Annotated in this window: 21 protein-coding genes; 14 read left to right on the forward strand and 7 right to left on the reverse strand. The window is 46.0% G+C overall.

Annotation, left to right across the window (positions count from 1 at the left end):
- Positions 1–13: 13 nt before the first annotated feature.
- The 3 genes from MESINF_RS10110 (at position 14) to MESINF_RS10120 (ending at position 1,844) form a co-directional block, all read left to right on the forward strand.
- On the forward strand, positions 14–766 hold the full coding sequence (locus tag MESINF_RS10110) for a threonine/serine exporter family protein (RefSeq protein ID WP_169699702.1): 753 nt from the start codon (positions 14–16) through the stop codon (positions 764–766).
- Entirely contained in the window at positions 763–1,209 is a 447-nt protein-coding gene (locus tag MESINF_RS10115) for a threonine/serine exporter family protein (protein ID WP_169699703.1), read from the forward strand. The genes MESINF_RS10110 and MESINF_RS10115 overlap by 4 nt, the downstream gene beginning before the upstream one ends.
- Positions 1,210–1,460: 251 nt before the next feature.
- Entirely contained in the window at positions 1,461–1,844 is a 384-nt protein-coding gene (locus tag MESINF_RS10120; RefSeq protein ID WP_231936916.1) for a DUF2089 domain-containing protein, read from the forward strand.
- Here MESINF_RS10120 and MESINF_RS10125 read toward each other — a convergent pair.
- Positions 1,828–2,847: a uroporphyrinogen decarboxylase family protein gene (locus MESINF_RS10125; protein WP_169699705.1), complete on the reverse strand. Its 1,020-nt coding sequence runs from the start codon at positions 2,845–2,847 to the stop codon at positions 1,828–1,830. The two genes, MESINF_RS10120 and MESINF_RS10125, sit on opposite strands and share 17 nt — an antisense overlap.
- A gap of 123 nt (positions 2,848–2,970) precedes the next feature.
- On the opposite strand from MESINF_RS10125, the gene MESINF_RS10130 reads away from it, so the two are divergent.
- Genes MESINF_RS10130 through MESINF_RS10140 form a run of 3 tightly spaced genes read left to right on the forward strand, consistent with a single transcriptional unit; the run spans position 2,971 to position 6,263 of the window.
- Positions 2,971–3,885: an alpha/beta fold hydrolase gene (locus MESINF_RS10130; RefSeq protein WP_169699706.1), complete on the forward strand. Its 915-nt coding sequence runs from the start codon at positions 2,971–2,973 to the stop codon at positions 3,883–3,885.
- A gap of 40 nt (positions 3,886–3,925) precedes the next feature.
- The gene (locus MESINF_RS10135) at positions 3,926–4,897 is read left to right on the forward strand and encodes a YbgA family protein (RefSeq protein ID WP_169699707.1); all 972 of its coding nucleotides are present in this window, start codon (positions 3,926–3,928) and stop codon (positions 4,895–4,897) included.
- Between the two features lie 16 nt (positions 4,898–4,913).
- Positions 4,914–6,263 carry a deoxyribodipyrimidine photo-lyase gene (locus MESINF_RS10140; protein WP_169699708.1) on the forward strand — a complete coding sequence of 450 codons (1,350 nt, stop codon included), beginning with the start codon at positions 4,914–4,916 and terminating at the stop codon, positions 6,261–6,263.
- On the opposite strand, the gene MESINF_RS10145 is transcribed toward MESINF_RS10140, so the two are convergent.
- Positions 6,251–7,054, reverse strand: coding sequence for a protease complex subunit PrcB family protein (locus tag MESINF_RS10145; RefSeq protein ID WP_169699709.1), 804 nt, complete (start codon positions 7,052–7,054; stop codon positions 6,251–6,253). The two genes, MESINF_RS10140 and MESINF_RS10145, sit on opposite strands and share 13 nt — an antisense overlap.
- 199 nt (positions 7,055–7,253) lie before the next feature.
- Between MESINF_RS10145 and MESINF_RS10150 the strand changes: the two genes are divergently transcribed.
- The 3 genes from MESINF_RS10150 (at position 7,254) to MESINF_RS10160 (ending at position 10,376) form a co-directional block, all read left to right on the forward strand.
- Positions 7,254–8,534 (forward strand): extracellular solute-binding protein, encoded by a 1,281-nt coding sequence (locus MESINF_RS10150; RefSeq protein WP_169699710.1) that lies wholly within the window; start codon positions 7,254–7,256, stop codon positions 8,532–8,534.
- Between the two features lie 67 nt (positions 8,535–8,601).
- The gene (locus MESINF_RS10155) at positions 8,602–9,516 is read left to right on the forward strand and encodes a carbohydrate ABC transporter permease (protein ID WP_169699711.1); all 915 of its coding nucleotides are present in this window, start codon (positions 8,602–8,604) and stop codon (positions 9,514–9,516) included.
- Positions 9,517–9,524: 8 nt separating this feature from the next.
- Positions 9,525–10,376 carry a carbohydrate ABC transporter permease gene (locus tag MESINF_RS10160; protein ID WP_169699712.1) on the forward strand — a complete coding sequence of 284 codons (852 nt, stop codon included), beginning with the start codon at positions 9,525–9,527 and terminating at the stop codon, positions 10,374–10,376.
- Here the strand turns inward: MESINF_RS10160 and MESINF_RS10165 are convergent.
- Entirely contained in the window at positions 10,373–11,320 is a 948-nt protein-coding gene (locus MESINF_RS10165) for a hypothetical protein (protein WP_169699713.1), read from the reverse strand. The genes MESINF_RS10160 and MESINF_RS10165 overlap by 4 nt on opposite strands.
- A 132-nt stretch (positions 11,321–11,452) precedes the next feature.
- Here MESINF_RS10165 and MESINF_RS10170 point away from each other — a divergent pair, with 132 nt between their 5' ends.
- From MESINF_RS10170 to MESINF_RS13695, 5 genes are all read left to right on the forward strand, one after another.
- Complete coding sequence (locus tag MESINF_RS10170; RefSeq protein ID WP_169699714.1) at positions 11,453–11,941, forward strand: hypothetical protein; 489 nt, start codon at positions 11,453–11,455, stop codon at positions 11,939–11,941.
- An 80-nt stretch (positions 11,942–12,021) separates the two neighbouring features.
- Positions 12,022–14,067 (forward strand): hypothetical protein, encoded by a 2,046-nt coding sequence (locus MESINF_RS10175; protein ID WP_231936722.1) that lies wholly within the window; start codon positions 12,022–12,024, stop codon positions 14,065–14,067.
- Between the two features lie 18 nt (positions 14,068–14,085).
- Positions 14,086–15,276 carry a BREX system ATP-binding domain-containing protein gene (locus MESINF_RS10180; protein ID WP_169699715.1) on the forward strand — a complete coding sequence of 397 codons (1,191 nt, stop codon included), beginning with the start codon at positions 14,086–14,088 and terminating at the stop codon, positions 15,274–15,276.
- A gap of 113 nt (positions 15,277–15,389) precedes the next feature.
- Positions 15,390–17,006: a DEAD/DEAH box helicase gene (locus MESINF_RS10185; protein ID WP_231936723.1), complete on the forward strand. Its 1,617-nt coding sequence runs from the start codon at positions 15,390–15,392 to the stop codon at positions 17,004–17,006.
- 44 nt (positions 17,007–17,050) lie between these two features.
- The gene (locus tag MESINF_RS13695) at positions 17,051–17,389 is read left to right on the forward strand and encodes a hypothetical protein (protein ID WP_231936724.1); all 339 of its coding nucleotides are present in this window, start codon (positions 17,051–17,053) and stop codon (positions 17,387–17,389) included.
- Between the two features lie 293 nt (positions 17,390–17,682).
- Here the strand turns inward: MESINF_RS13695 and MESINF_RS10190 are convergent, their stop codons facing one another.
- From MESINF_RS10190 to MESINF_RS10205, 4 genes are all read right to left on the reverse strand, one after another.
- The gene (locus MESINF_RS10190; RefSeq protein ID WP_169699716.1) at positions 17,683–17,955 is read right to left on the reverse strand and encodes a hypothetical protein; all 273 of its coding nucleotides are present in this window, start codon (positions 17,953–17,955) and stop codon (positions 17,683–17,685) included.
- Between the two features lie 178 nt (positions 17,956–18,133).
- The gene (locus tag MESINF_RS10195; protein WP_169699717.1) at positions 18,134–19,747 is read right to left on the reverse strand and encodes a dipeptidase; all 1,614 of its coding nucleotides are present in this window, start codon (positions 19,745–19,747) and stop codon (positions 18,134–18,136) included.
- Positions 19,748–19,885: 138 nt separating this feature from the next.
- Positions 19,886–21,463, reverse strand: coding sequence for a dipeptidase (locus MESINF_RS10200; protein ID WP_169699718.1), 1,578 nt, complete (start codon positions 21,461–21,463; stop codon positions 19,886–19,888).
- Between the two features lie 60 nt (positions 21,464–21,523).
- Positions 21,524–22,717 (reverse strand): M14 family metallopeptidase, encoded by a 1,194-nt coding sequence (locus tag MESINF_RS10205; RefSeq protein WP_169699719.1) that lies wholly within the window; start codon positions 22,715–22,717, stop codon positions 21,524–21,526.
- Positions 22,718–22,722: the final 5 nt, after the last annotated feature.

Genomic DNA, 22,722 nt, shown 5'->3' on the forward strand with positions numbered 1-22,722 from the left:
GGAGGTTTAGAAGATGGTGATGAGACCTGAAGATGTGCTTTTCATGATGATTCTCTTCGGGAGGGGAATTGTGAGTTCCGGCGGTTCTGCAACCGATGTTGAAATGGCGCTTGAATCGATCGGGAAAAAGAACGGTTTCAAGACCGAGGTAGCTTCAACTCCCACAGTAATTCACATATCTCTCGTCGAATTGGACGGGAGAAGCTGGTCCAGGATAGAGCGGATAAAAGTTGAGCGGCCCGATTTTTATAGAATAACCTCTTACAGAAACCTTCTACAGGAATACCTCAACGACAAAACTTCCTGGGTCGATATCATTGAGAGTCTGAAACTTCTCGAATCAACCAGGGAGCGCTATCCTCTTCTACTGAGGAGTTTTTGCTCGGGTATCGCAGCAATGGCTTTTTCATACATGTTTGGAGGTAATCTACTTGAATCGTTGTTTTCTGGCGTGATAACCGCTCCGATTTTTCTCTTGCTTTCATTGATGCCTTCCAACAGAATGTTGATAGATTTTCTGGCGGGGTTCATGACTACCATTCTGGCAGTTCTCTGCGGTTTCTTTTTCAATCTGAATTCTTCGAAAATAATAATCGGTTCGATAATGCCCTATGTCCCTGGCATTATTATAACGAACTCGATTCTCGAGTTGGCCAACCGGAACCTTGTGTCTGGCAGTTCGAAATTCACGGAAGCGATACTCATACTAGTATCTCTGGTGTTTGGAGCCAGTTCGGCCTTTTTCGTGGCAGGTGGTCTGGTTTGATTTTCAGAGTACTGGCCTCGTTCATTGCTGGAGCGGGATTTGCCGTTATATTCAGCGTTCCTACTAGCATAATACCTATCGCCTCGTGCGTTGCCGCACTCGGTTGGCTGGTCTATGAATTAGCCTTGGGATTGCTGGGACTTGCCCTCTCGGTTTTTCTTTCATCGTTGATCATAGGGATTCTTTCTAGGTTAATAGCTACGCTTAAGAACTTGCCACTTCAGCCCCTCATAGTGGTAGGAATAGTTCCACTCGTTCCAGGTTCTTCGGCCTTCTACGCTATGCAGAACTTCATGTCCGAAGATCTCTTCAAAGCCTTTGAGTACAGTTACCTGACCTTTTCCAGCGCCTCTGGCATTGTCATAGGACTGGTAGCCTCATCGACAGTATTCAAAATAATAGAGAAAATTATTGAACTGCATAGTAAAAATAACAACTTTTAATTGCCTTTTAGATATGTAATATGTATGTTTTAATGAAAATACTGAAATGTATTTTATCTATAGCATACGTTTTTTGAAATAAATGACCTATTATTTCTTATTTTTGCTGAAGATTCCATGATTGGGTTTTATACTATCGATACATGCTGATTTTATTGTTTGCTTGACCCTCGAAATATTGACTTTCCACTTTGAAAACTGGTATAGTGAACACAAGTACTGATTTGTGCTATTTGCAGACCAGAATGGGAGTGCTATCATTGAAGAGAAGACTGACCAAGTGCCCGGTTTGCGATGGAGAACTCAAGATAACTGAATACACATGTCCTTCATGCAAAATAACCATAAGAGGGGACTTCTATCAGGATGAGATAGTCTCACTTTCCGAAGAGATGCTTGACTTTCTCAAAGTTTTCATCAAGAACAGAGGAAATCTCTCAGAGTTGCAGAAAGAGCTGAACATTTCGTACCCCACAGCAAGAAGCAAGCTGGAAGAGCTGGTTACCAGCCTGGGATATGAAGTCGTCGGCCGCCAGGTTCAGGAGGCTTCAAAAATCATAAAGAAGCTCGAGGATGGTTTGATCGAACCAGAAGAGGCTGTAAAACTACTCAACCGTATCAAGGGCAAGCGTTGAATCCATTCCTGGCTTTCAGTACGTTTTTTACCTGTAACATGTTTTCAAAAGGAGTCCCACGAGGTATCTCACAACCGGCAGCAATGAAGGTTCTACTGTCGGATACTTCCAAACATCTCTCGACTGAATCGGTAACCTTTTCCACGTTGCCTTTGAACATAACCGATACCGGGTCGAAGTTGCCACATATCGACACCTTCCCGCCACCCAATTTTACCGCCGAAGCGAAATCGACCATCCAGTCAACATCGATTATATCGGCTCCTGTGTTTATCATTAAAGAAAGAATCGGTGTCGTATCTCCGCAGATGTGGAGTTTGACTTTCGCGCCCGCCTCATGAATACGCTTAATCAGAAGCTTTTCATAGGGAAGTCCGAATTTGGAATACGATCTCGGTCCTATAACCGAACAGATTGCGTCTCCTATACCTATGAAATCGGCCCCGGCTTTCACCTGTTCAAGGGCGAAAATGGTTTCCTGCTCGAGACAGAATTCCAGTAACTCCACGACGAACTCAGGTCTCTCGAAAAAATCTTCCATAATTCCGACTGGAGTTCTGAGGTCAGCGGCCAGAGCGAGTGGCCCTTCTACCCATCCGAGGATCGGGTATTCGGCCGAGACGTGATTGTTGTAAAAATCGACGGCGCTGATTCTGTCGCTCATCCTCTTACCAACTGATGGTTCTACCACCTTCAGCTTCAACGGCTCCGGTGTCGAAAGCAGTGGAAACCCGAAGTAGGGGATATCATCTTTCGGAAAGATCACCTCCCCTCCAAGGTCGTTGACTTCTCTGGTAGGATCGGAAATGGCGCTTACCATATCTATTCCGAAATCCTCGCAGCACCTGATATTTCCTTCGCAAAGGACCCTGAAATCGGTGGCGTACTCTCTGTAGGTCTTGCCTATATAATTCGCCGCGAAAGCCATTATTATATTCAAATTAGGTACCCGATCCACACTTCGTCCTTCGATTCTCGCAAAGACTCTCTCTCTTGAAGTCAAAACAGCACCTCCCGAAAACAAGATTCGAATACTCTCCCGTATAGATTGTAATATCTTTTCTGGGAGAATGTAGAATAAAATTGAAATGAATGATCATTTAGATTCAAAAAGGAGTGCTTTGGTTTGCATGTCTTGAAAACTATATTCACTGTGCTCTTCATTTTACTGATCGCAATCATAGTACACGCGCTCTTCAGTGTTACAATGGCAAGGATATACCTGGGACGCATAGACCATGATGGAGAATACATAACCGTTGGAAAAGAAAAGCTGTATATCGAAGTTTCCGGAGCGGGTGATCCGATTATACTGATACACGGTTTTTTAGGCTCTCACTTCGATTTCGAATCAATAGTTGAAGAACTTTCGACATTTAGGAAAGTCTATGCCGTCGATCTACCGGGCTTCGGTCTTTCTAGAGCTTCTCTGGAGGGAGATTACAGCAGAAAGGGTTATGCCGATCTTGTCAGCGCTTTGATGCACATTCTCAATATAGATCGAGCCGATATTCTTGGTCATTCAATGGGTGGAGAAATTGCTCTTAATCTTGCCTATTATTATCCGGAGAGAGTGAAGAGTCTCATATTGGTCGATTCAATGGGATATTCGAAGATGGATTTCTTGTCGTCTCTTATTGAGGGCAACGAATTTCTGAACCATGTGTTCATGAGGTACTTCTTTCAGACTTATATGGTTCAGCGTTTTACTTTCAGACAGAAATTAGGAGATGTTTCGAAGTTCAACCGTGAGTTCTTCAATTTGAGTTTTTCGCTGATAGACCATGTCTCCCCTGCCTTTCTATACAGGCTGAATTCGCAGAATGACAGTGGAGCGCTTTCAGAGAGGATTGGAGATATAAAATCTAGGACGCTTATCATCTGGGGAGAGAAAGACAGGATAGCGCCGGTAGCCGATGGCGAAAGGCTCAAAACAGATATCCTGGGCAGTGAGTTGGAAATTATAACAGGTGCTGGCCATTTGCCAATGTTGGAAGATCCACATCTCTTTCTCGAGAAGTTGAAGCATTTTCTGAATTAGACAGAACATTACAGAGTCTATTGAACGACAGGAGGCTTTCATGGATAAATTCGTCCGACCGGAAGTTGTTGTCAGCAGGTGCTTGGGGTTTGAAAGCTGTAGGTATAATGCCCAAACCGTGCCCAGCAAATTCGTATCCACTCTGGGCAACTTCGTCAATTACACGACTGTCTGTCCGGAAGTGGAGATAGGACTCGGCGTTCCGAGGTCACCCATCAGGCTGATAGACATGGGTGGGGCGATCAGGTTGATTCAGCCTTCCACCGGATTGGACGTAACGGAGAAGATGAACACCTACACCTCTTCCTTTCTCTCTTCTCTCAAAAACGTCGATGGATTCATTCTGAAGGCTTTATCTCCGTCCTGCGGCATTAAGGACGTCAAGGTCTACCCAGGTGTGGGAAAGGTTATGGCAACCGGAAAAGACAGCGGTATTTTCGGTGGAGAGGTAGTCGCCCGCTTCGCCCACCTTCCGGTAGAAGACGAAGGGAGACTCACCAACTTCGTTCTGAGAGAGCACTTCCTCACTACGCTCTTCACTGTGGCCAGATTCAGAGAACTCAATATGAATCGTTCAATAAAGGGTTTGGTGGATTTTCAGAGCGACAACAAGCTGCTCTTCATGTCCTACAATCAGAACGAGATGAGAACAATGGGAAGAATAGCCGGAAATCTCGAAAAAAAAGATCTGGACGAAGTCTTCGATCGATACGCGCCGCATTTTTACCGTGCGATGTCAACGCCACCGAAACATACATCTCACATAAATGTTCTAATGCATGGATTGGGATACTTTTCACGATATCTTTCTTCATCGGAAAGGAAATTCTTTCTGGACTCTCTAGAAAGATACCGCCAGGCGAAAATTCCCCTGAGCGTTCCTCTGCATATATTGAAGTCGTACGTGGTCGCCTTCGAGAATGAATACTTGGCGAGACAGACTTTTTTCGAACCGTACCCCGAAGAGCTTGTGGAGATAAGCGACTCTGGTAAAGGACGGGCTTCGAAATGAAACGCCGAAGGTAGTCATGAGGAAAGAGAGCATTCATAAATTAAACAATGTCTCTTCGAGAACGGGAAGATTCGTGCTTTACTGGATGCAGGCTTCTCAGAGAGCGATTGATAACGATGCTCTCGATTATGCCTGTGAAATCTCGAACGACCTTTCTTTACCTCTTCTCGTTCTATTCGTTCTTCACGTGGGATACCCTTCGGCCAACAGTAGAAGCTTCACTTTCATGCTGGAAGGTCTGGAGGAAACGGAGAAAAGACTGAAAGAAAGGGGGATCACCTTCCTTTCGAAGGTTGGAAACCCGGTGGATGAAGTTTTAAAAATTGCCAAAAACGCATCGGTTCTGGTATCGGATGTTGGATACCTCAGACACCAACTGTTCTGGAGAGATAGCATAGCCCGGAGAGTCGAATCTCCATTTTTTGTAGTGGAAAGTAACGTTATACTGCCAGTTGGGCAGGTAAGTAAAAAAGAAGAATTCAGTGCAGCCACTATAAGGCCGAAGATTAAACGTCTACTGATTGATACCCCGAAAAGCCCGGCGATAGAAAGTTGTTTTTCGAAAGTTCTTGATATAGAAAACTTCGAGACTGTTTCTCTGTCAACCTTTTTGAAAGATCTGAAGTTCGGGGACGACGCCCCGGCGGTTTCTAGTTTCAAAGGTGGAACTGCGCAGGCCATCGAGATACTGGAGAGTTTTCTGAGAGACAAAATAGACATATTCTGCAGGGAGAGGAACGACCCGAACAGCGATGTGTTATCGAATATGAGTCCGTACCTTCACTTCGGTCAGATATCTCCTTCATACATCGCCAAGAAGGTAATCGAAAAGCGATCTCCATGCGAAGAAGCTTATCTGGAAGAGTTAATAATTAGGCGGGAGCTGAGCATGAATTTCACTATGTACAACCCCAACTACGATCGTTTCGAAGGATTGCCTGTATGGGCAAAAAAGACGCTGAACGAACATAGGGGAGATATGAGAGAGTACATTTACTCAAAGGAACAGTTCGAAAACTGCTCCACGCATGACCCTTACTGGAACGCTGCTCAAATGGAGATGGCATTCACTGGAAAGATGCACGGATACATGCGCATGTACTGGGGAAAAAAGATACTTGAGTGGAGCGAATCTCCGGAAGTGGCACTTGAAACGGCCCTATATCTAAATGACAAGTACGAACTTGACGGACGCGATCCCAACGGCTATGCTGGCGTCATGTGGTGTCTTGGAAAGCACGACAGGGCTTGGGCCGAGAGAAAAGTCACCGGCAAAGTTCGCTACATGAGCTCGGCCGGATTAAGGCGTAAATTCGATGCCGACGGATATGTGAGAAAAATAAGCAGACTCGCTCAATCGACGTAGAGGGTTCCCGAGAACTGCTCGGTTTTCACTTTCGAAGAATCGACTTCGACATCCATATTCACCAGGATTTTGTACTCTCCGGCCGTCAAATCTAGTAGCTTGATGGCGATCGACGGGTAAGTAAAGGCCTGCGTGACGAAATCGTCTTTGTCGGGACTCTTCAACTTCGCCTGTACCTGTATCTGGTCGCCAGAGAGTTTTACGTTCAGTATCGACAGCTGATAACCTCCGGTTGGTTTTGAACCGGCTTTGATTATTATGACAGGCTCCCTTCCAGTCAGCGGTGTTCTCACAAACTCCCCTTCCTTTTCTAGACCGATTTCTATTCCTGCGGAAAGTCTATCCTTAGCAACCAGATCGACAAGAAGATAATTCACTTCTATCACTTCTTCGCCTCCATCTGTGGAAATCTTGGCTTCGATCCCCATAACTTTCAACGAGTATCCAGAGGGATAAGATACGAGCAACGGTTTCAGGGTGTAGTACATTCCCTCCCGTACAAGCGTCAGCTTCTTCGAATACGAATCGTTTTCCGAATAGATTTCCAGAGAGGTTTCAATTGTTTCTTCCTCTCCCGAAGGTTTGAAGAGCCATCCTCCAAGAACGACGATCGTGCTATTGGAACCGGTGTTTGAAATCACCGTGTATCCTATGCTGGAAGTCCTACTGCCTGCCTGGTTCTGAAATTGAAAAGGTTGATCGCTTAACAGCGGGGTTATATTCACCAGAAAACTGCTCCCGAGAAGTGCTGTAGAAACGATCAGAACAGTGATCAAAATTGTAACCTTCACAAGAGACACCTCCCTATCTTGATTATATGACTGCAAGAACTCGTAGCCGGTTTGCGCAATTCATCATAACACTCCATTTATAGTTTTCAAAGGCCTCTCAAAGACTCGAAAAGCCTATAAACGCTTTTCGTTATTCATCTTGAGAGTTGTATTATAGAGATATGGGGTACTTTACCCCAACTTTACGGGAGGTGTTTTTATGAATAGGCGTTCTCTTTTTGTCATGTTTCTCTGTCTTATCATTCCAATTTCATTGCTTGTTGGAAAAACTATCGAATTGCAGTTCTGGACTCACGAAGATCCCAACAGAACTCTGATCGAAAACCGCTACATCGAGGAGTTCCAGAAAATGTACCCCAATGTGGTTATCAAGAGAGTGACGCAGTCATCCACAAAAATCCAGGAGCTTGTTCTCACGGCGTTTGCTGCGAACCAGGGCCCGGACATCTTCAATATGTCTATTGAAGACGAGTACGCTTATATAGTGAACCAGCGTGTGGCTCCAGTCAACTATGAAGCCGCCGGATACGAAAACAAAGAGGCCCTGATAAACGCTTACCTTCCAGGAACGCTTGACCCTGTAGTCTTTGAAGGAGAGATCTATGGTCTGCCGCTGGAGATAACCAACTGGTGTATTCTGTTGAACAAGAAGGTCTTTAGAGATGCCGGACTAGACCCGGAAAAGGACTATCCGAAAACATGGGAAGAGATGGTTGAAGTGTCCGAGAAACTAACCATCAGAGAAGGTCAAATCATAACCAGAAGAGGTTTCGATTTCAGATATCCCTATTATCTGGTCGCTTTCATGCCTATGGTGGAGCAGCTTGGTGGAAAATTGATAAGCGATGACGGTAAAACGGCGATCGTTAACGATGAGGCTTGGCTGAAGTTCCTCGATTTCATGGCCGCATGGGGACCTAACGGTCTTAATCTCGGATCTCCAACCTACAAGAACGCCAGAAGCCTTTTCAACATGGACAACAACGATATTGGAATGTGTACAACCGGTCTCTACCAGCTGGCAAGAATCAAGGCCGACAACCCTGCTTTTTACGATAGCCGCGAATGGATGGTCGTCCCATTCCCACAGTTCGAAAATGCCGTGAATTACGTTCCGGCCCATTACTATGGCCACTATTACATGGTGAACGCTCAGAAACCCAAGGAAAACCAGGAGATGGCATGGAAGTTCATCGCCTTCATGCTGAGCCATCCAGAAGAATATCTGGAAAAAGTGGCGATAATTCAACCTACGAAAGAGCTGCTGGAATCAGACACTTTCAAGAATTATCCATATTCTGATGTCTTCATATCCGACCTTGAGAAATCGACGGTCGTCTATTTCTCCGAATACTCGGCGAAGATCCAATCTCTAATAAAAGAGGCCGTAGAATCTGTCATGTTGAGTAACGTTTCGTCTCGCGACGCATTGAACACGCTCAGAAGAAAGGTTCAGGAAGTTCTCGACGAACAATACTGATAATTGATTTCTTGCCCGCCGCTTTGGCGGGCCGTTTATTCTTTTTGCGAAAGGAGTGGGTTCACCCTTGAAGCGCATTCTAAAGAAAGGGATAGAGCACAAGAAGGCCCGGTGGGGGTGGTTTTTTGTTTTACCGTCGTTGGCCTTCTTTGCTGTATTTTCCTTTTATCCGATAGTGAACGCCCTATATACGAGTCTTTTCAGAAAAAGGCTGCTTTCGCTGCGGCCCCCTACTTTCATTGGACTGGAGAATTATGAGTATCTACTGAAATCTCCCGATTTCTGGAACTCGATCAAGGCAACCCTCATCTTCACAATTGGAACTTTTATACCAATACTGGTCTTTAGCCTTCTACTTGCGTCTTTCATAATGTCCAGGAAGAGATTCCAGAAGTTCTTTCAGATGGCTTTCTATTCACCGGCCGTTCTTTCCTCCGTTGTTGCCGCGGCGATATGGTTGCTGATTCTCGATCCAAGAGGACTGGCAAACACGGGCGCAAACTTTCTGCTGGGAACGAAGGGTATCGACTATAAATGGCTGGCATCGGCTAACATGGTGAGGTTTTCAACGATACTGGTTTACTTCTGGAAGTACATAGGCTATTTCACGATAATATACATCACGGGACTGGCGAGCATTCCACAGAGTTTGCATGAAGCGGCAATGATAGATGGCGCTAACGGTTGGAAGGACTTCTGGCACATAACGATACCTCTTTTGAAACCTACAACAGTCCTGGTTTCGATAATGTCTATGTTGCAGTGCCTGAAGACTTTCAGTACCCAATACCTGTTTACGCAATCGGGGGCTCCACTGGAACCGATAAACGTTATCACTCTAAATATCTACAACACGGCGATCAGAGATCATAACATCGGAAGGGCCAGCGCGATGAGTATCATTCTCTTTATCATAATGCTTTTCTTTACCTGGCTTCAGTTCAAAGCCAGTAGGTCAGGTGGAGAAGTAGATTATATGTGAGGTGGATTGTGAAGATAATTAAAGGACAATCTTTGCTTGTGGATATAGTAATCTGGACTCTTCTCATAGCCACCGCATTGTTGATACTGTCTCCCATAGTTTTCATGTTCACCGCCTCGTTGATGCCGGCCAGAGATATTGTCAAGATGCCTTATCGCTGGATACCCGAGGAGCTTTATCTGGACAACTATGCGCAGGCGATAAAAGGGAACGACGGAAGCTACATATACCCCCGCAATATACTCAATTCCTTCATCGTGGCAGGTATTGTATCGGTTACGACCGTACTGCTGTCGGCCCTCACCGGCTATGGACTGGCGAAGTTTCCCTTTAAGGGGAGAAATCTCGTCTTTTTGCTGATCATGGCGACAATGATGATACCCTTCGAGGCGATCATGATACCGCTTTATCTGGTAGCCACTTCGCTGAACATCCAGAATACTTATATAGGATTGATACTTCCGTTTTTGACTAACGCTTTCGGTATCTTTTTAATGAGGCAGTATCTCATAACCTTCCCCGACGAGATACTGGATGCGGCTAGAATAGATGGATCGGGAGAACTGAGTATTTTTTGGAGGATCATACTGCCCAACAGCGCTCCGGCCGTAGCCACCCTCGCGATACTCACTTTCAGAAGCCAGTGGGACAACTTACTCTGGCCGCTACTTATTTCCCAGAGCGAGGAAATGAAAACGATACCGTTATATATAGTAAAATTCGCCATGGAGAAGCACACCAACGAAGGAGCAATGATGGCGGCAGCTTCAATCGCGAGTATCCCCATTTTGATACTCTTCATAACTCTTTCGAAGTACTTTGTGAGCGGTGCTTCCCTATATTCGTCAAGAAAGGGTTAATCTATACCGTACACAGGTTTCACAATACCGAAGAAGGCGCCTTTCATGCTGAAAAGTTCCTGGAAGGCGCCCACTTCGATTATAGACACTGAATCGTTGAACCTACAGAGGAGATAATCTTTGCCGTCTTCCCAGTCTTTTGCTATTACCGCCTGAACCGGCGAAACATCGAAATAAAGGGATGCAACAGGTTTGAGATCGAGAACGTCGAAGAAAGAGACCGCTTTTTCCTGAGGTTCCACCACAGCGATGTATTTGTCGCCAACAGCTACATCGAGCGCGTAATTGGTAGTCAATTTTCCCGTTACTCGAAGAAGCCCGTCGGAAAACTCCAGTACCAGTGTGCCCTCACTTCCGGCGGCGACAAAAAATCTCTCGCCAGAAGCCGCTATTGCGTGTACAGTTATACCTCCTTCCATCCTGTCTATTCCAGATGGAAAGAGCCGCTGAACCTCTTCGAATCCTTCAGGGTTTCGTTTGAAAAGGAAAAGACCATCCACCTCCGTTCCGGCGAGTATGAAGTTGTCGTGATAGGCTAGGGAATTCACCCAACCTTTAACAGACAGGGTCTGAACCAGTTTGTATAGATGCGAGCCGAAGAACTTGTAGATTTTCAAACCGTGTGTTCCGTCTGCCACAAAAACCTCGAGCGTCTTTGTGTTAACATCTATGGCCTCGCAGTGAAAGGTGCTTACATGTGTAACAGGTTTCAGGGATAATCTCGATACCAAAACAAAACCACGATCTCTCAACACGTTGAAAACTAAGCCGCCAGACTCGATACCTCCGCTTGAAAGGGATGTGACTGGCACTATACTGATCCGCCATTCACCGTTCGTGTGATTCACATTTACCAGACCCTGAAAGCCCAGCCCGAAGAAATAATCAGTAGCCAATACGAAAATGGTATTGATGAGAAAGACAAACAGCAGGATTTTTCTCATAGAACCACCTCCGCCTATAGTCTATTACAATACCTCATTCTAAGTATTCATTTTCGAGAGTAAGGGTCTCGACCTTACTCTTGTTGCTGCATCAGAAAGACTTAAGAGATATAATTATATCGGGGTGATACAATGAGCAAGAGAGAGTATCTCCGCAAACTTCTGGCAGAGGGACGCGGTGCCGATGAGATAGCCGATCTTTTCGGTCTTACCACTGAAAAGCTCCGAGCCTACCTGGGCGAGGAGGAACAGTCCAGACTCGCGGTATCACAGGTGAAGTCTGACTTGAAAAAGCTAGAAGAATTTCCCCTGGATAGTCTTGAAAACATTTTGCTATTCTCCTTCAGAGTTATTCTTGAATCAATCGGTTTTCTCTTTGGAGATCTGGAGCGCGACCTTTACGACTCTTCGAATGATAGAACCTCAAGATTGATAAAACATCTTCTTGATGGAGCCTATCTCCTTCTGGCAATCAACAGGCTCGAGATAGTTGGTGCGAGCATTCCCGCGCTGCGTAATGATTCAAGATTTTCAAGAGCCTGCCAGAACAAGGCCTTTATAGCGGAAAAACTGCTGGATATAGCCGAAAGAATAGAGCGAGATCTAAGCGGAGGCCTATGAATGTTTTGGGAGTTGTTCGAAAGTGACAAAGGTAAGTGTAGTATAATCAACCTGGATAATGATCGAAAAGAGGGACAGTCTTGTCTGATTTAAATGATCGCGGGTTCAAGGGTTTTCTTTCAGCGATGGATGTCGTTGAAAAAGCCGATGAGAGTTTCGAGGGGAAAGGCTGGAGAGCGATAGCCGAGACACAATCTGCAGCGGTTGTAGCTTCCAAGGCCCCGTCTATTTTCTCGATTTTCGGCAAGTTGTTCGAGCAGAAATTCCTTTTTTTATACAGGGGACCACGAGGTGAAGTCCTTACTTATCAGTCGAAAAAGCTTACTGATCTCTCACAGGCTGTTCTCGATGCGGCGCTTTCTCAGAAGGATTTCAATAATGATTTCTTAGATCTTTTCTCACTTTTCAAAGAAGCGCCCGATATGATTGAGAAAACCATCGCCCACTATGCCACGCAAATTTCTCAGGGTGGTGAAGATCTGTTTTCCGCTTTGAGAGAGATGAAGATTCTCTACGAGAAAGTGAAAAAGAAGTTCGGCCAGTATGCCGCCAAGCTACCCCTTAACAACCTGGTGACGGCCATCTTCAAACTGCACTGTGCTTTTCTGCCATCGATCGAGGAAGATATGGTGGATTTTCTCAAGCAATTTCCGCCAGAACCGGAGGGGATGGAGAGCTTTGTAGAAAACCAGCTCCTTCTGGCGGTAGGAGAACCGGAAGAAAGTGAAATAGCTGTCCAACTTTCCAGAGTTGAAACAGTGATACATGAACTTCAGAAGTACTGTTCTAGCTATCTGCCATGGTTTATTGTACCGGAAGGAGTCTTCGTATCGTATCTGGAGAAGGGGATGGAGAGAATTCCTTCGCTTGAGGCGTGGTTCGAGGGTGTGAAGGATGCAAGAACAAGGTACGGCCTTTCGCAAACTCACTGGGAGCAGTCGCGACGCTGGTACTTCGAAAAGATTGGAGCCGGTTTGATCACGCTGTTTCAAAGATCTATATCTGGCCAATCGTGTTGGACAATAGTGGAGGAGAAACAGATAAAGGACCCTCTCTCTCACGCCGGCGAGACAGTGCGTTATACGGCGAAAAGAACCGATTTCAAAATAGTACGCGACGACGATCAGGAAGGTTCTTACACGCTCTGTTCTATAGATGAGATGAACATAACTTCCAGTGGTCTGAAAAAGGCGACAAAGACCTTTCCATATGAGAACGTAAATTTCAATTTCAACGAACTCAAAATTTCGAAAGAAGCCTTTCTTGACAGCAAAGGTGCCAGATTTGCCGGATACACTTGGAAATACCTTCTTCCAGGTGGTGGTCAGGACAGAGAGGCCAAAAACAACGAAAGAGTAGAATGCTTCGTATATTATGTGATCACGGTACTGTCAAAGGGTTTTGGTACACCTATTCTGAAGCTTTTCTTTGCGAAAGAAGAAAACGCAAAACTTTTTTTAGACTTTATGAATGAGGCCACCATATTGGGAAGTTGGAAGGAGTATCCGCAAAATGGACTTCCGGCCCCTTTGAAAGCTAAACAGAGAACTCGCGAATCGGACCAGAGAAAAGCCGAAAGTCAGGACCCCAATATATCGCTAGTACCGGCTATCGAGAGATTACCCGAGATTCTTGCCACTATCGAAGAGCCGAAAGTGGTCGAAGATAAGAAACCATTCACGCTACCCAGGGAACTGGTGGAGAAGATAAACTCTCTCCATTATGAAATGGAATGGTCCGTGAAAAGCAACCTTAAAACCGTTTTGCATTATTACTTCCCCGAAATGGCTCCTGAAGAGATCGGGGCAATCGTTGAAGAAAAGCTACCAGTAGCTGGAGAAAAAACATATGGTTTGAAAGAACTTGAAGACAAGATAGAAGCGCTTTCGGGAAAAACGCTACAGACTGTTTGCAAAATTCTGGCATGCGAACCGGAAAAGGAGTACACACTCGAAGAACTCGGTTTAAGTTTCTGGAGCGTTTTTGTAGTCGCTCCAAAGATTACCACCGGTGGGAAACCCCTGATTGAAGTTATTAGCGGTGAGAAACCCCGTGTAATATGGGGTCGTAACTTCGATTCCAGGATTAGGGACATTCTCAAGAGGAAATTCACTTTTGAAGGCTAAGCGAAAGGAGAGCTACTAGTGGATTACCATCCGATGTTCGAAGCGATAAGGGCTGGAGCGGCCGTTCCGGTCGATTACATAAAGGAAATCCTCACAGGTAGGGACAAATATCAGGTAGAGATAGAAAACGATATCGATTATATTCTCACCGGCAGGAGCAAAGTACGGGTCTTTCTGGGAGAGTATGGACTGGGAAAAACGACCCTCGCCAGATACGCCGAGTACCTGGCAAGAGAGAAGGGTATGATGATCTCCAGTCTCGCCGAAAAGGATTACGATACTTTACACAAGCAGGACGAGTTATTCAGGTCTATCATGAAAAACATGTCTTTGGTCGGTATAAGCGGAAATCCTCTAAAAATCTTTCTAGGCGCCTGGGCCGAGAGTATCATCGAAGAAATGAGGAGTCAGGCCATACCGGCCAAAGAGATAATGTCTGTGAAGGAGTACCTTTCTAAGAGAGACCATTACGATCCCGATGGAATGTTCTCCCAGTTCTGTGCCGCTTATGTGGTTAGCACGGCAAAAGGCGAGACTACAGAAGAGTTTTATGCCTATCTCGTTGGTGACAGTATCGACAAAAGATCCATGAAAAAGCGCGGTATCTACCATTTTCTTCAGGACGACGGGTGGAATTTCCTGAGATCCTTCACTTCACTCATGGATACGCTCCAGGTTCCCGGAATGGTAGTTATAATGGATGAACTCGAGAGCATAATGAACAGGAGACGCGATGTTAGAGAGCGCACTTTCAATCAGCTGAGAGAGATAATCGACAGACTTTCTGCTGGATTCCTTCAGCGTACTTATTTCCTCTGGCTGGGAACGGATGTGTGGTTCGAGAACAAGAACAGGGGAATAGCCTCGTACCACGCTCTGTATGACAGGATGAAAAACATAACGGGCGATGATAGCGGAAAATCACTGATTCTTTCGCTCAAACCTCTTGAACTCGATGGATTGAAAATGCTGGCAAGTAAATTGATCAAGCTTTACAGAGAATGCTATTCATTCGACGGTGGAAAGGAAATCGAAGAGCTTCTCGTTAAGTCTCTTAAGCAGCAATATACCGGAGTGGATGGCAAAATAAGACCATCCACGAGAGAAGTGGCCAAACTGACAGTTGAATTCCTTGATTGTATGCGTCAGGGCAGAAAACCGGAATCCGTTTTTAAGAAGCCGGTGAAGGCGGTAGATGAGCTCTGGTAATCGACCCGAGAATTGACCAGAAGATTCTGGATCTCCTCTCTTATCGATTCCACTGGAAAGAACTCAGAGAGATTCAGGGTAAGACCATCCCGCCGATTCTCGATGGCAATAACTTGCTTTTGATAGCCGGTACGGCCTCTGGAAAAACCGAAGCTGTTATGATTCCGGTGTTGAATAGACTGCTACATGCGGAGCGCGGCCTAAAGTGTATTTACTTTGCGCCGCTTAAATCTCTCATAAACGATATCGCTTCAAGACTCGATGTGATGCTGAGTCCTTTTGGTCTCTTCGTCGGAAAGTGGCATGGCGATCTCTCTAGGTGGGACAAGGAAAGTGCCATCAGGGACTCTTCGATTCTTGTAACTACACCTGAATCGGTTGAAGGTATTCTTTCGAGTTCAAATGCCTGTCTTTTAGAAGGTATAGAATTCATCATCATCGACGAGGTTCACGCTTTCATAGAATCGCCTCGTGGAGCACAGCTTGTGTCGATTCTGGAAAGACTGAGAATCCTTTCGCAGGCTGATCCACAGAGAATCGCCATGTCGGCAACTGTGGGAAACCCTGACAGGATGATGAAATGGCTGAATGGGAGTTCCGAAAGGTCCTGTGTAATTGTAGCCGATGGTAGGAAGGTTTCCAGACACATGGAGGTTTTTACTGAAGGAGAAATCGAACCTGTCGATTATCTGTTGAAGCTTTTGAAGGGAACCAGAGAGAAGATACTCGTTTTTTCCTATTCCCGATCGAAGGCCGAAGAGTTCGCCGCAATCGCGAGCCCACTCGGCATAAACGTTCCAGTTCATCATAGCTCCGTATCGAAATCTCAGAGAGGCCGGATCGAAGAGGACTTCAAGAATAATCCTGACCTGAGGGTGGTAGTCGCAACTTCGACTCTCGAGATGGGAATCGATATAGGCGACATAGACAGAGTTATCTTTCTCGAGCTCCCCTCCTCAGCCGCCTCCTTTCTCCAGAGGGCCGGAAGGTCTGGACGGAAGAAAGGGCAGTCGAAAATAACGATTTTCCTGAACGATAATCAGAGCTTCTATTACCTCCTCGGAATACTCAAGAAACTTGACGAAAATACGGTGGAACCGGTAGAACCGATCGACTTCTACCCACAACTTCTGGCCCATCAACTGATTGGACTCTCGTACTGGAGAGGCTCGCTAAATGCCGGGGATCTGGACTTCCTCAAGAGAGCCTTCCCCTTTGCCAGAGTAGGTAGAGATCACTTCAAAATGCTGGTTGACCATCTCATAGAAAGAGAGTTTCTGGTCGAACGCGACGGCAGGATCGTTTCTGGCGCCTCCACTGATGAAATCCTCGGTAACGGCCGTTCGAAGATGGATTTTGTTGTCCTCTTTCCCGGTTCTCTGGAATACTCCGTAGTGCTTTCCGGAGAAGAGATCGGTAAAATACACCCGCTGATACTGAGTGGACAGGAGGACGGGGGTGGCGATAATTCGTTCATATTGGGTGGAAAGTCTTACCTTGTGAGAGAAATCGACCAAAAAGAGAGGGTCGTTCACGTGATTCCAGGTCACGGAGGAAGATTGCCGGGCTGGCTTGGTGGATCGTCAGTGGTCACGAAGAGTTTTGCCCGTTCAATCATGGGCGCTATGATCGATCTTCCTGAGCAAAGAGGAACACTGCTATCAGACGAACACGCAAGAGACTGGAAGAAATCTCGTGTGAAGTTGTGGCAGACGGAAGGATCAAACTGATTCCAGAAAAAGAGGGAAATACCATATTCACTTATGCGGGAGATATGTCTAACATTTTCCTCGTTATCTGCTTAAAGGCGTTATTCGGTATCGAACGGGTATCTTCGAACTGGCGCAATGTAACGATAAAGGACAAACTCGGCACAGAAGAGCTGGCCAGTATGTTGCTGACGCTTGCAAAAGTTGATCATCCCGAGCTGAAAAATCTCCTGACTCTGTATTTTATGAGCGAACAGGGCCGGTTGAGAAAGATGTACGATCTATTCGGTGATAAACTCTACGAATTCGCTCCGGAAAATTTGATAGCTGAATTCGTTGTACGTAATATCTTCGATCCGGAACTACTCAAAGAACTTGAGGATATTGACTACCAATTGACCTGACCGCGCTTATTAAGCGTTCACTCTAGGCTCATTCTGACTCTGGACAAGGCAGAGGGTGCAGAGGGAGTAGACATGAAAATTTACCGGGTGTCGGAAACTTTGAGCAAAGAAATACTCAAGAGGGAGGTCCATACGGCACAACGATCCTGACCAGAAGCGATGGCAGCAAACAATCAAGCGAGGCGGAAATCAAATGGTTTCGAACAGGGTAAGTATCTTACCAAGATAGCTTAAAGGTAAAAAAAACAGATGATAAGGAGGCCGTTCGGGGCCTCCTTTTTTAATCATGCAATTTATTCCTCGTCGAAATCCTCTTCAAGTTCCACTACGGAATCGTTCAATCTTTCAAGATCGGCTTTGAGTTCCAATATCGAAGACTGAAGTTCTGGAAGTCTTGAGATTACCTCATCGAGACCGTCAACCCAATCTTCGATGCTTGACCTGAGCTCAACCACTTCGTCCTGTTCCATATCTGGGAGGGATTCGAATAAATCTTGAACATCAGTATTTTCAAGTTCATCAAACAGTTCTTCGACAAGATCGAGTATCTTTTCAATGTTCTGCACCCGTGCCACTCCTTTCAGGTTCTTCTATACTGACCGATGTTATCATAACTCCCACGAGTTTTCTACTGTTTAAAACGCAGATTTTTTACAACGATGAATCGATACACATTATCACAAACCAGAGAGTTTCTAAAAGAAAAAGGCGGCCATGGGCCGCCTTTTAAGCTCTTTCTATCGATTATCTTTCAGGAAAACCGTAACCGATCAGTTCATTCCACCAATCAGGATATGGGGAAGATTTGAAATTCACATAACCCAGAGCATAGTTACCGAGGAGTCTGTCGCCGAGGAGCTTCCACTCTTCGAACCACGCAACCGCGTTCATGAAAGCGTAGTTGGAAACGAAGTCGATGGCAGCTTCCGGATCCGTCTTGTACATTTCGGTCGCCATTGCCTGGACCTGTGGTGTCAACTTGTACAGCACTTCAAGTTTTGGATCCCTGTAGTTCCTTATATCCTGGATGGCAAGGTTGTAGTGAAGCTCAGCCATCTGTTGTACATAGGAGCTAACCCACCAGCCGGAGTCTCTTCTGAATTCTTCATACCTACTGCCGGTCTCGTAGAACTTAGGAAGTTCTCTCATGATTGGCCAGAGCGGAACTATGTATGCCGTATCCGGTGCGCCGTAACCGTACCATGAAACTCCCTTGAATGGATCGGCATAAGCGGAGTTCGTCTCGCCGATGTGGACATAGCAAGTTCTGTGCATGTTGATGCTTCTCTCCCACGTTCCGGTCCTGCTGGTGTTAGCGTATCTGAGAGGATCACCCCAGGGACCTGCGGCCGGTCCTACCGTAAGGTCGTATTCTGTACCCTGGTAGTAATCGCCCTTGATAACGAAGATATCGTGAACTGTGAGAAGTCTGTCTGGCTTTACAGAGAGGGGGAACCTTACGTCGTGCGGACTGAGACCCAGAGATGGTGCAACCAGGTCGAAGGCTCTCCATTCTCTTCTTGTTGCGTAAAGGTTGTCATTCGGAGCGTATATCTCCGCTATATTGAACGGTTTGCCGGAAGCGGGATCGTACCATCCCTGCTCAACGGCGAAGGACACGATGTTCGGAGAGGCCATTACATTTTCGGTGTCGTTGAGGTCGACTTCCATGATCCTGGCCCTGTTGGCCGCCACAGTGAAATGATCGGAAGGAATTCTAACTGCGACCCATATATCTCTTCCGTAGAACTCGGCTATCCAGCACTCTTCACCATCCGCAACGGTCATAGTCTCTCCGCCGCCACCCACGGTGCTCCAGCCGTACTGCTCAACGAGATCGCCCATAATTCTGACGGCTTCTCTCGCAGTTGCAGCTCTCTCAAGAGCGATATCCTGCGCCGTCCAGCAATCGATGATGCCCATGCTGTCCGTCCAAAGAACTTTTCTTACTTGCTTACCGTAATCTGTGCTTGTATCGATGGAGAAAGTAGATTCACTGATGGCGACCCCCTTCTCGTTCATGAAGGAGTACCTTGAGTGGAAATACTGGTAGGTGTGGGGGACCTGGGGAATTTGACCAATCAGTGTTCCCTTGGTGCCTACATTGACATCGGGGTAGTTACCGTAATCGATGTAGTTGTGAGAATCGAGGACGATATCTCTCATAGAGCCTTCTGGCCAGTCCATTGCAGGAATTATCCAAAGACGGAAATCCGCGCTGGTTGAATCATCGTTGTGAGTGATTATCGTAGAACCGTTCACCATGGCGTCTTTGCCGACACCAAGGATTGTACATGCTATCGCCGCACTTCCAAGAGTCACGAGGAATACAATAAGAATTACCAATGCCTTCTTCATAAAAGTACATCACCCCATCAAAGAGAAATATGACTTTCTTGATGTTCCGAGTTGCTATGTAGAGCTGTTCGGCCAAACCTCAAATATCACCTCCAGCATAGAAAATGCAGAGTCTGTGCAGACTCTGCATTAAAATCATCACTTTTCTGTGGAGAAGTTCTCGTTAATGAACGTTAAAGCATCTCTCCACTCTTTCGGATAGTTCGTTCCACCGAAATTCACTCTATCTGCCGCGTATTTACCCATAAGCATATCTCCGAGTTTCAACCAGTCGGCCTGCCATGCAACTGCGGTGTTGTATGCGTAATCGCTTATTATTGCTATGGCGGCATCGCGGTCAGTTTCATAGACTTTGGCGGCCAGTTCTTGAATCTTTGGTACAGTGTTATATATCGTTTCCATCTTGGGATCTCTGAAGTTCCTCAAATCTACGATGGCATCACTAAATCTGCGTCTGGCCATTTCCTGCACGTAAGTGTTCGTCCACCAGCCGGAGTCCCTTCTGAATATCTCGTACCTGCTACCGGTTCTATAGAACTCGGGAAGTTCAGCCATGATTGGCCATAGCGGCGTTTGATACGATGTACCAACGGCGCCGTAACCGAACCATACTAGTGCACCTATTTCAGGCGGTAGCCAGCTCTTAATCTGGCTAATTTGCAGGTAACATGTCAGAGGTATTCCGATCGGCCTTTGCCTTCCGCCGGTCGTATAACTAGCGAAAGGATCGCCGAACGGTCCCGCACCAAATCCCTTGGTTAAATCGAACTGCGTACCTTCGTACCAGTCACCGGAAATAGTGAAGATGTCCCAAACTGTGAGTTTCTTGTCAGGCTTTATCCAGAGAGGATAATGGACTTCCAGATACTCGAATCCCATCGACGGTGCGAGAAGATCGAAGGCTCTCCATTCACGGATGTTACCTTTAGTTCTCGGTGCATAAACATCCACCGGTCTGAAGGGTTCTCCCGAGTTAGGGTCATACCAGCCCTGCTCTACAGCGTAGGAAATCAGATTTGGTGAATGCATAACATTTTCGGTGTCTTCAAAATCTACGTCACGAATACGGAAAGTATTTGCACCAACATAAACACAGTCATCTGGCATCCTTAAAGCAATCCAGAGATCTCTGCCGTAAAATTCGCAGATCCAGACTTCATTTCCATCCGTCACATTGATGATTTCGCCAGAACCGTACCAGCCGTATTCTTCGACGAGATCGCCCATGATTCTAACAGCCTCTCTGGCGGTTTTAGCTCTCTCAAGAGCTATATCCTGAATTGTCCAGCAATCGATCATACCTCTGGCTTCTCTGAGCTCTCTTCTGGCGCTCGATGTTGATTCGCCCATCGCCACTCCCATTTCATTGATGAAAGAATACCTGGAGTGGAAATAACGATATGTGTGTGGAACCTGTGGGATCTGCCCTACAAGAATCCCCTTGTTACCGATATCAACATTAGGGTAGTTACCGTAATCGATGTAGTTATGAGAATCGACAACGATATCTCTCATCGAGCCTTCGGGCCAGTCCATAGCTGGAATTATCCATAGCCTAAAATCAGCGACACTCGAATCATCGTTGTGTGTAATTACAGTGGAACCGTCAGCCATAGCATCCTTACCAACTGCGATAATGGTGCAGGTAAGAGCTGTCCCTCCCAGAAGGAACAGAAAGACTGTCAATAACATGAGTACTTTAAACTTGATTTTCATGCTTTACCCCCTTAAGTTATTTTTTGTACCGTATTTACCCAAATAGGGTCCCCAATTGAATCAATTCTTAAAAACTCTCGATGGATCTGCTTTGCTCGGGTCGTGTAGGTAATAGCCCGTACCGTTTTTCATTACTTCGGCATAGCCTGGGAAGGATATAATCAAGGCCTTTTCAGGGAAAAACATATTCATCCAGTTCACAGCTTCGAGAGTTCCCGAAAGATGTCTCCCAACCCTGTAATCGAGTGGAGCACCGATAATAACATTTCCGAGAGGATCGGTGAAACCCTCTTTGATATCGTAATCGCAGTAAACTAGTCCCTTCTCGGCGGCTGTTTGCACGAACTCGTCGATACCATCGACCATGAGTTCTTCTGTCATCCTTCCTGCGACCCTATCGATAAACGGTTCAGGTGTTTCCATAAGTAGCGCAAGGGCATCGCTGAAATCTCCGACTTCTCTGTGTGTCAGACCTTTGAGATTCTTCGGAGAGGCTTCGATTTTCATGGGGAACTGAGTTGCACTGAGCATCATAGCAGCCATCATGCCTATATCCATGGCGTCGTCGTGTGCCACATATGTGCTTACAACCGGATACATTAGGGAGGCTTCATGATAATCGAAGAAGATATCGATATCTTCTTTCCTTATGAGCTCCATTATCGCGAAAGAGATCCGTTCGGTGAGTGTTCCATCCGCACGTCCGGGGAAAGTCCTGTTGAGATTACGAATATCTTGATAGGCTAGGTTCTGACCGGATGGGTAATGAATGTACGTGTATGGATCGGGCCATTGGTCAAGGGGATTAGTTCCCCTATCACCTATTCTGTATTTCTGACTTCCCCAAGGAGTCTCAACAGAAAAATACTTTGGATAAGCATTCCCCAGCATACCGAGTGTTGAAGCACTCAGGTTGGCGTGAGGTATTATGTACACTTTACCACTTTCAACTTTGATGTTTTCCATCACAACATAAGCCGCCACGGTTGTAACGGGTTCATATGGATGGGTACCGCCGAGAATCAACATCGAGCCACCAGGAACTCCGGAGTCGTATATATATATAGGTGTATCTCCCCAGGTTCCCTTCAAGCTCGGTAGATATTCGCTGAGCATTATCATCTCGGTGAAATCCTCAGATACCACAACAGTCTCTTTATAGTTGCGTAGTTCAACGAATTCTATGCCTCCGAGAATGCCGAGAATGCCGGAAAGGACCAGAAAGAGTATTTTCAAATACATTGAATTCTTCATAGTTT

Origin of the sequence: Mesotoga infera (assembly GCF_900157305.1) — a bacterium.
In the GTDB taxonomy this organism is placed as follows: Bacteria; Thermotogota; Thermotogae; order Petrotogales; family Kosmotogaceae; genus Mesotoga; species Mesotoga infera.

Excerpts from the sequence above, each read along its gene's own strand:
- MESINF_RS10205 (WP_169699719.1), bottom strand. The coding sequence starts at position 22,717 with ATGAAGAATTCAATGTATTTGAAAATACTCTTTCTGGTCCTTTCCGGC.
- MESINF_RS10200 (WP_169699718.1), bottom strand. The coding sequence starts at position 21,463 with ATGAAAATCAAGTTTAAAGTACTCATGTTATTGACAGTCTTTCTGTTC.
- MESINF_RS10135 (WP_169699707.1), top strand. The coding sequence starts at position 3,926 with ATGGATAAATTCGTCCGACCGGAAGTTGTTGTCAGCAGGTGCTTGGGG.
- MESINF_RS13695 (WP_231936724.1), top strand. The coding sequence starts at position 17,051 with ATGTCTAACATTTTCCTCGTTATCTGCTTAAAGGCGTTATTCGGTATC.
- MESINF_RS10165 (WP_169699713.1), bottom strand. The coding sequence starts at position 11,320 with ATGAGAAAAATCCTGCTGTTTGTCTTTCTCATCAATACCATTTTCGTA.
- MESINF_RS10195 (WP_169699717.1), bottom strand. The coding sequence starts at position 19,747 with ATGAAGAAGGCATTGGTAATTCTTATTGTATTCCTCGTGACTCTTGGA.
- MESINF_RS10110 (WP_169699702.1), top strand. The coding sequence starts at position 14 with ATGGTGATGAGACCTGAAGATGTGCTTTTCATGATGATTCTCTTCGGG.
- MESINF_RS10150 (WP_169699710.1), top strand. The coding sequence starts at position 7,254 with ATGAATAGGCGTTCTCTTTTTGTCATGTTTCTCTGTCTTATCATTCCA.
- MESINF_RS10170 (WP_169699714.1), top strand. The coding sequence starts at position 11,453 with ATGAGCAAGAGAGAGTATCTCCGCAAACTTCTGGCAGAGGGACGCGGT.
- MESINF_RS10140 (WP_169699708.1), top strand. The coding sequence starts at position 4,914 with ATGAGGAAAGAGAGCATTCATAAATTAAACAATGTCTCTTCGAGAACG.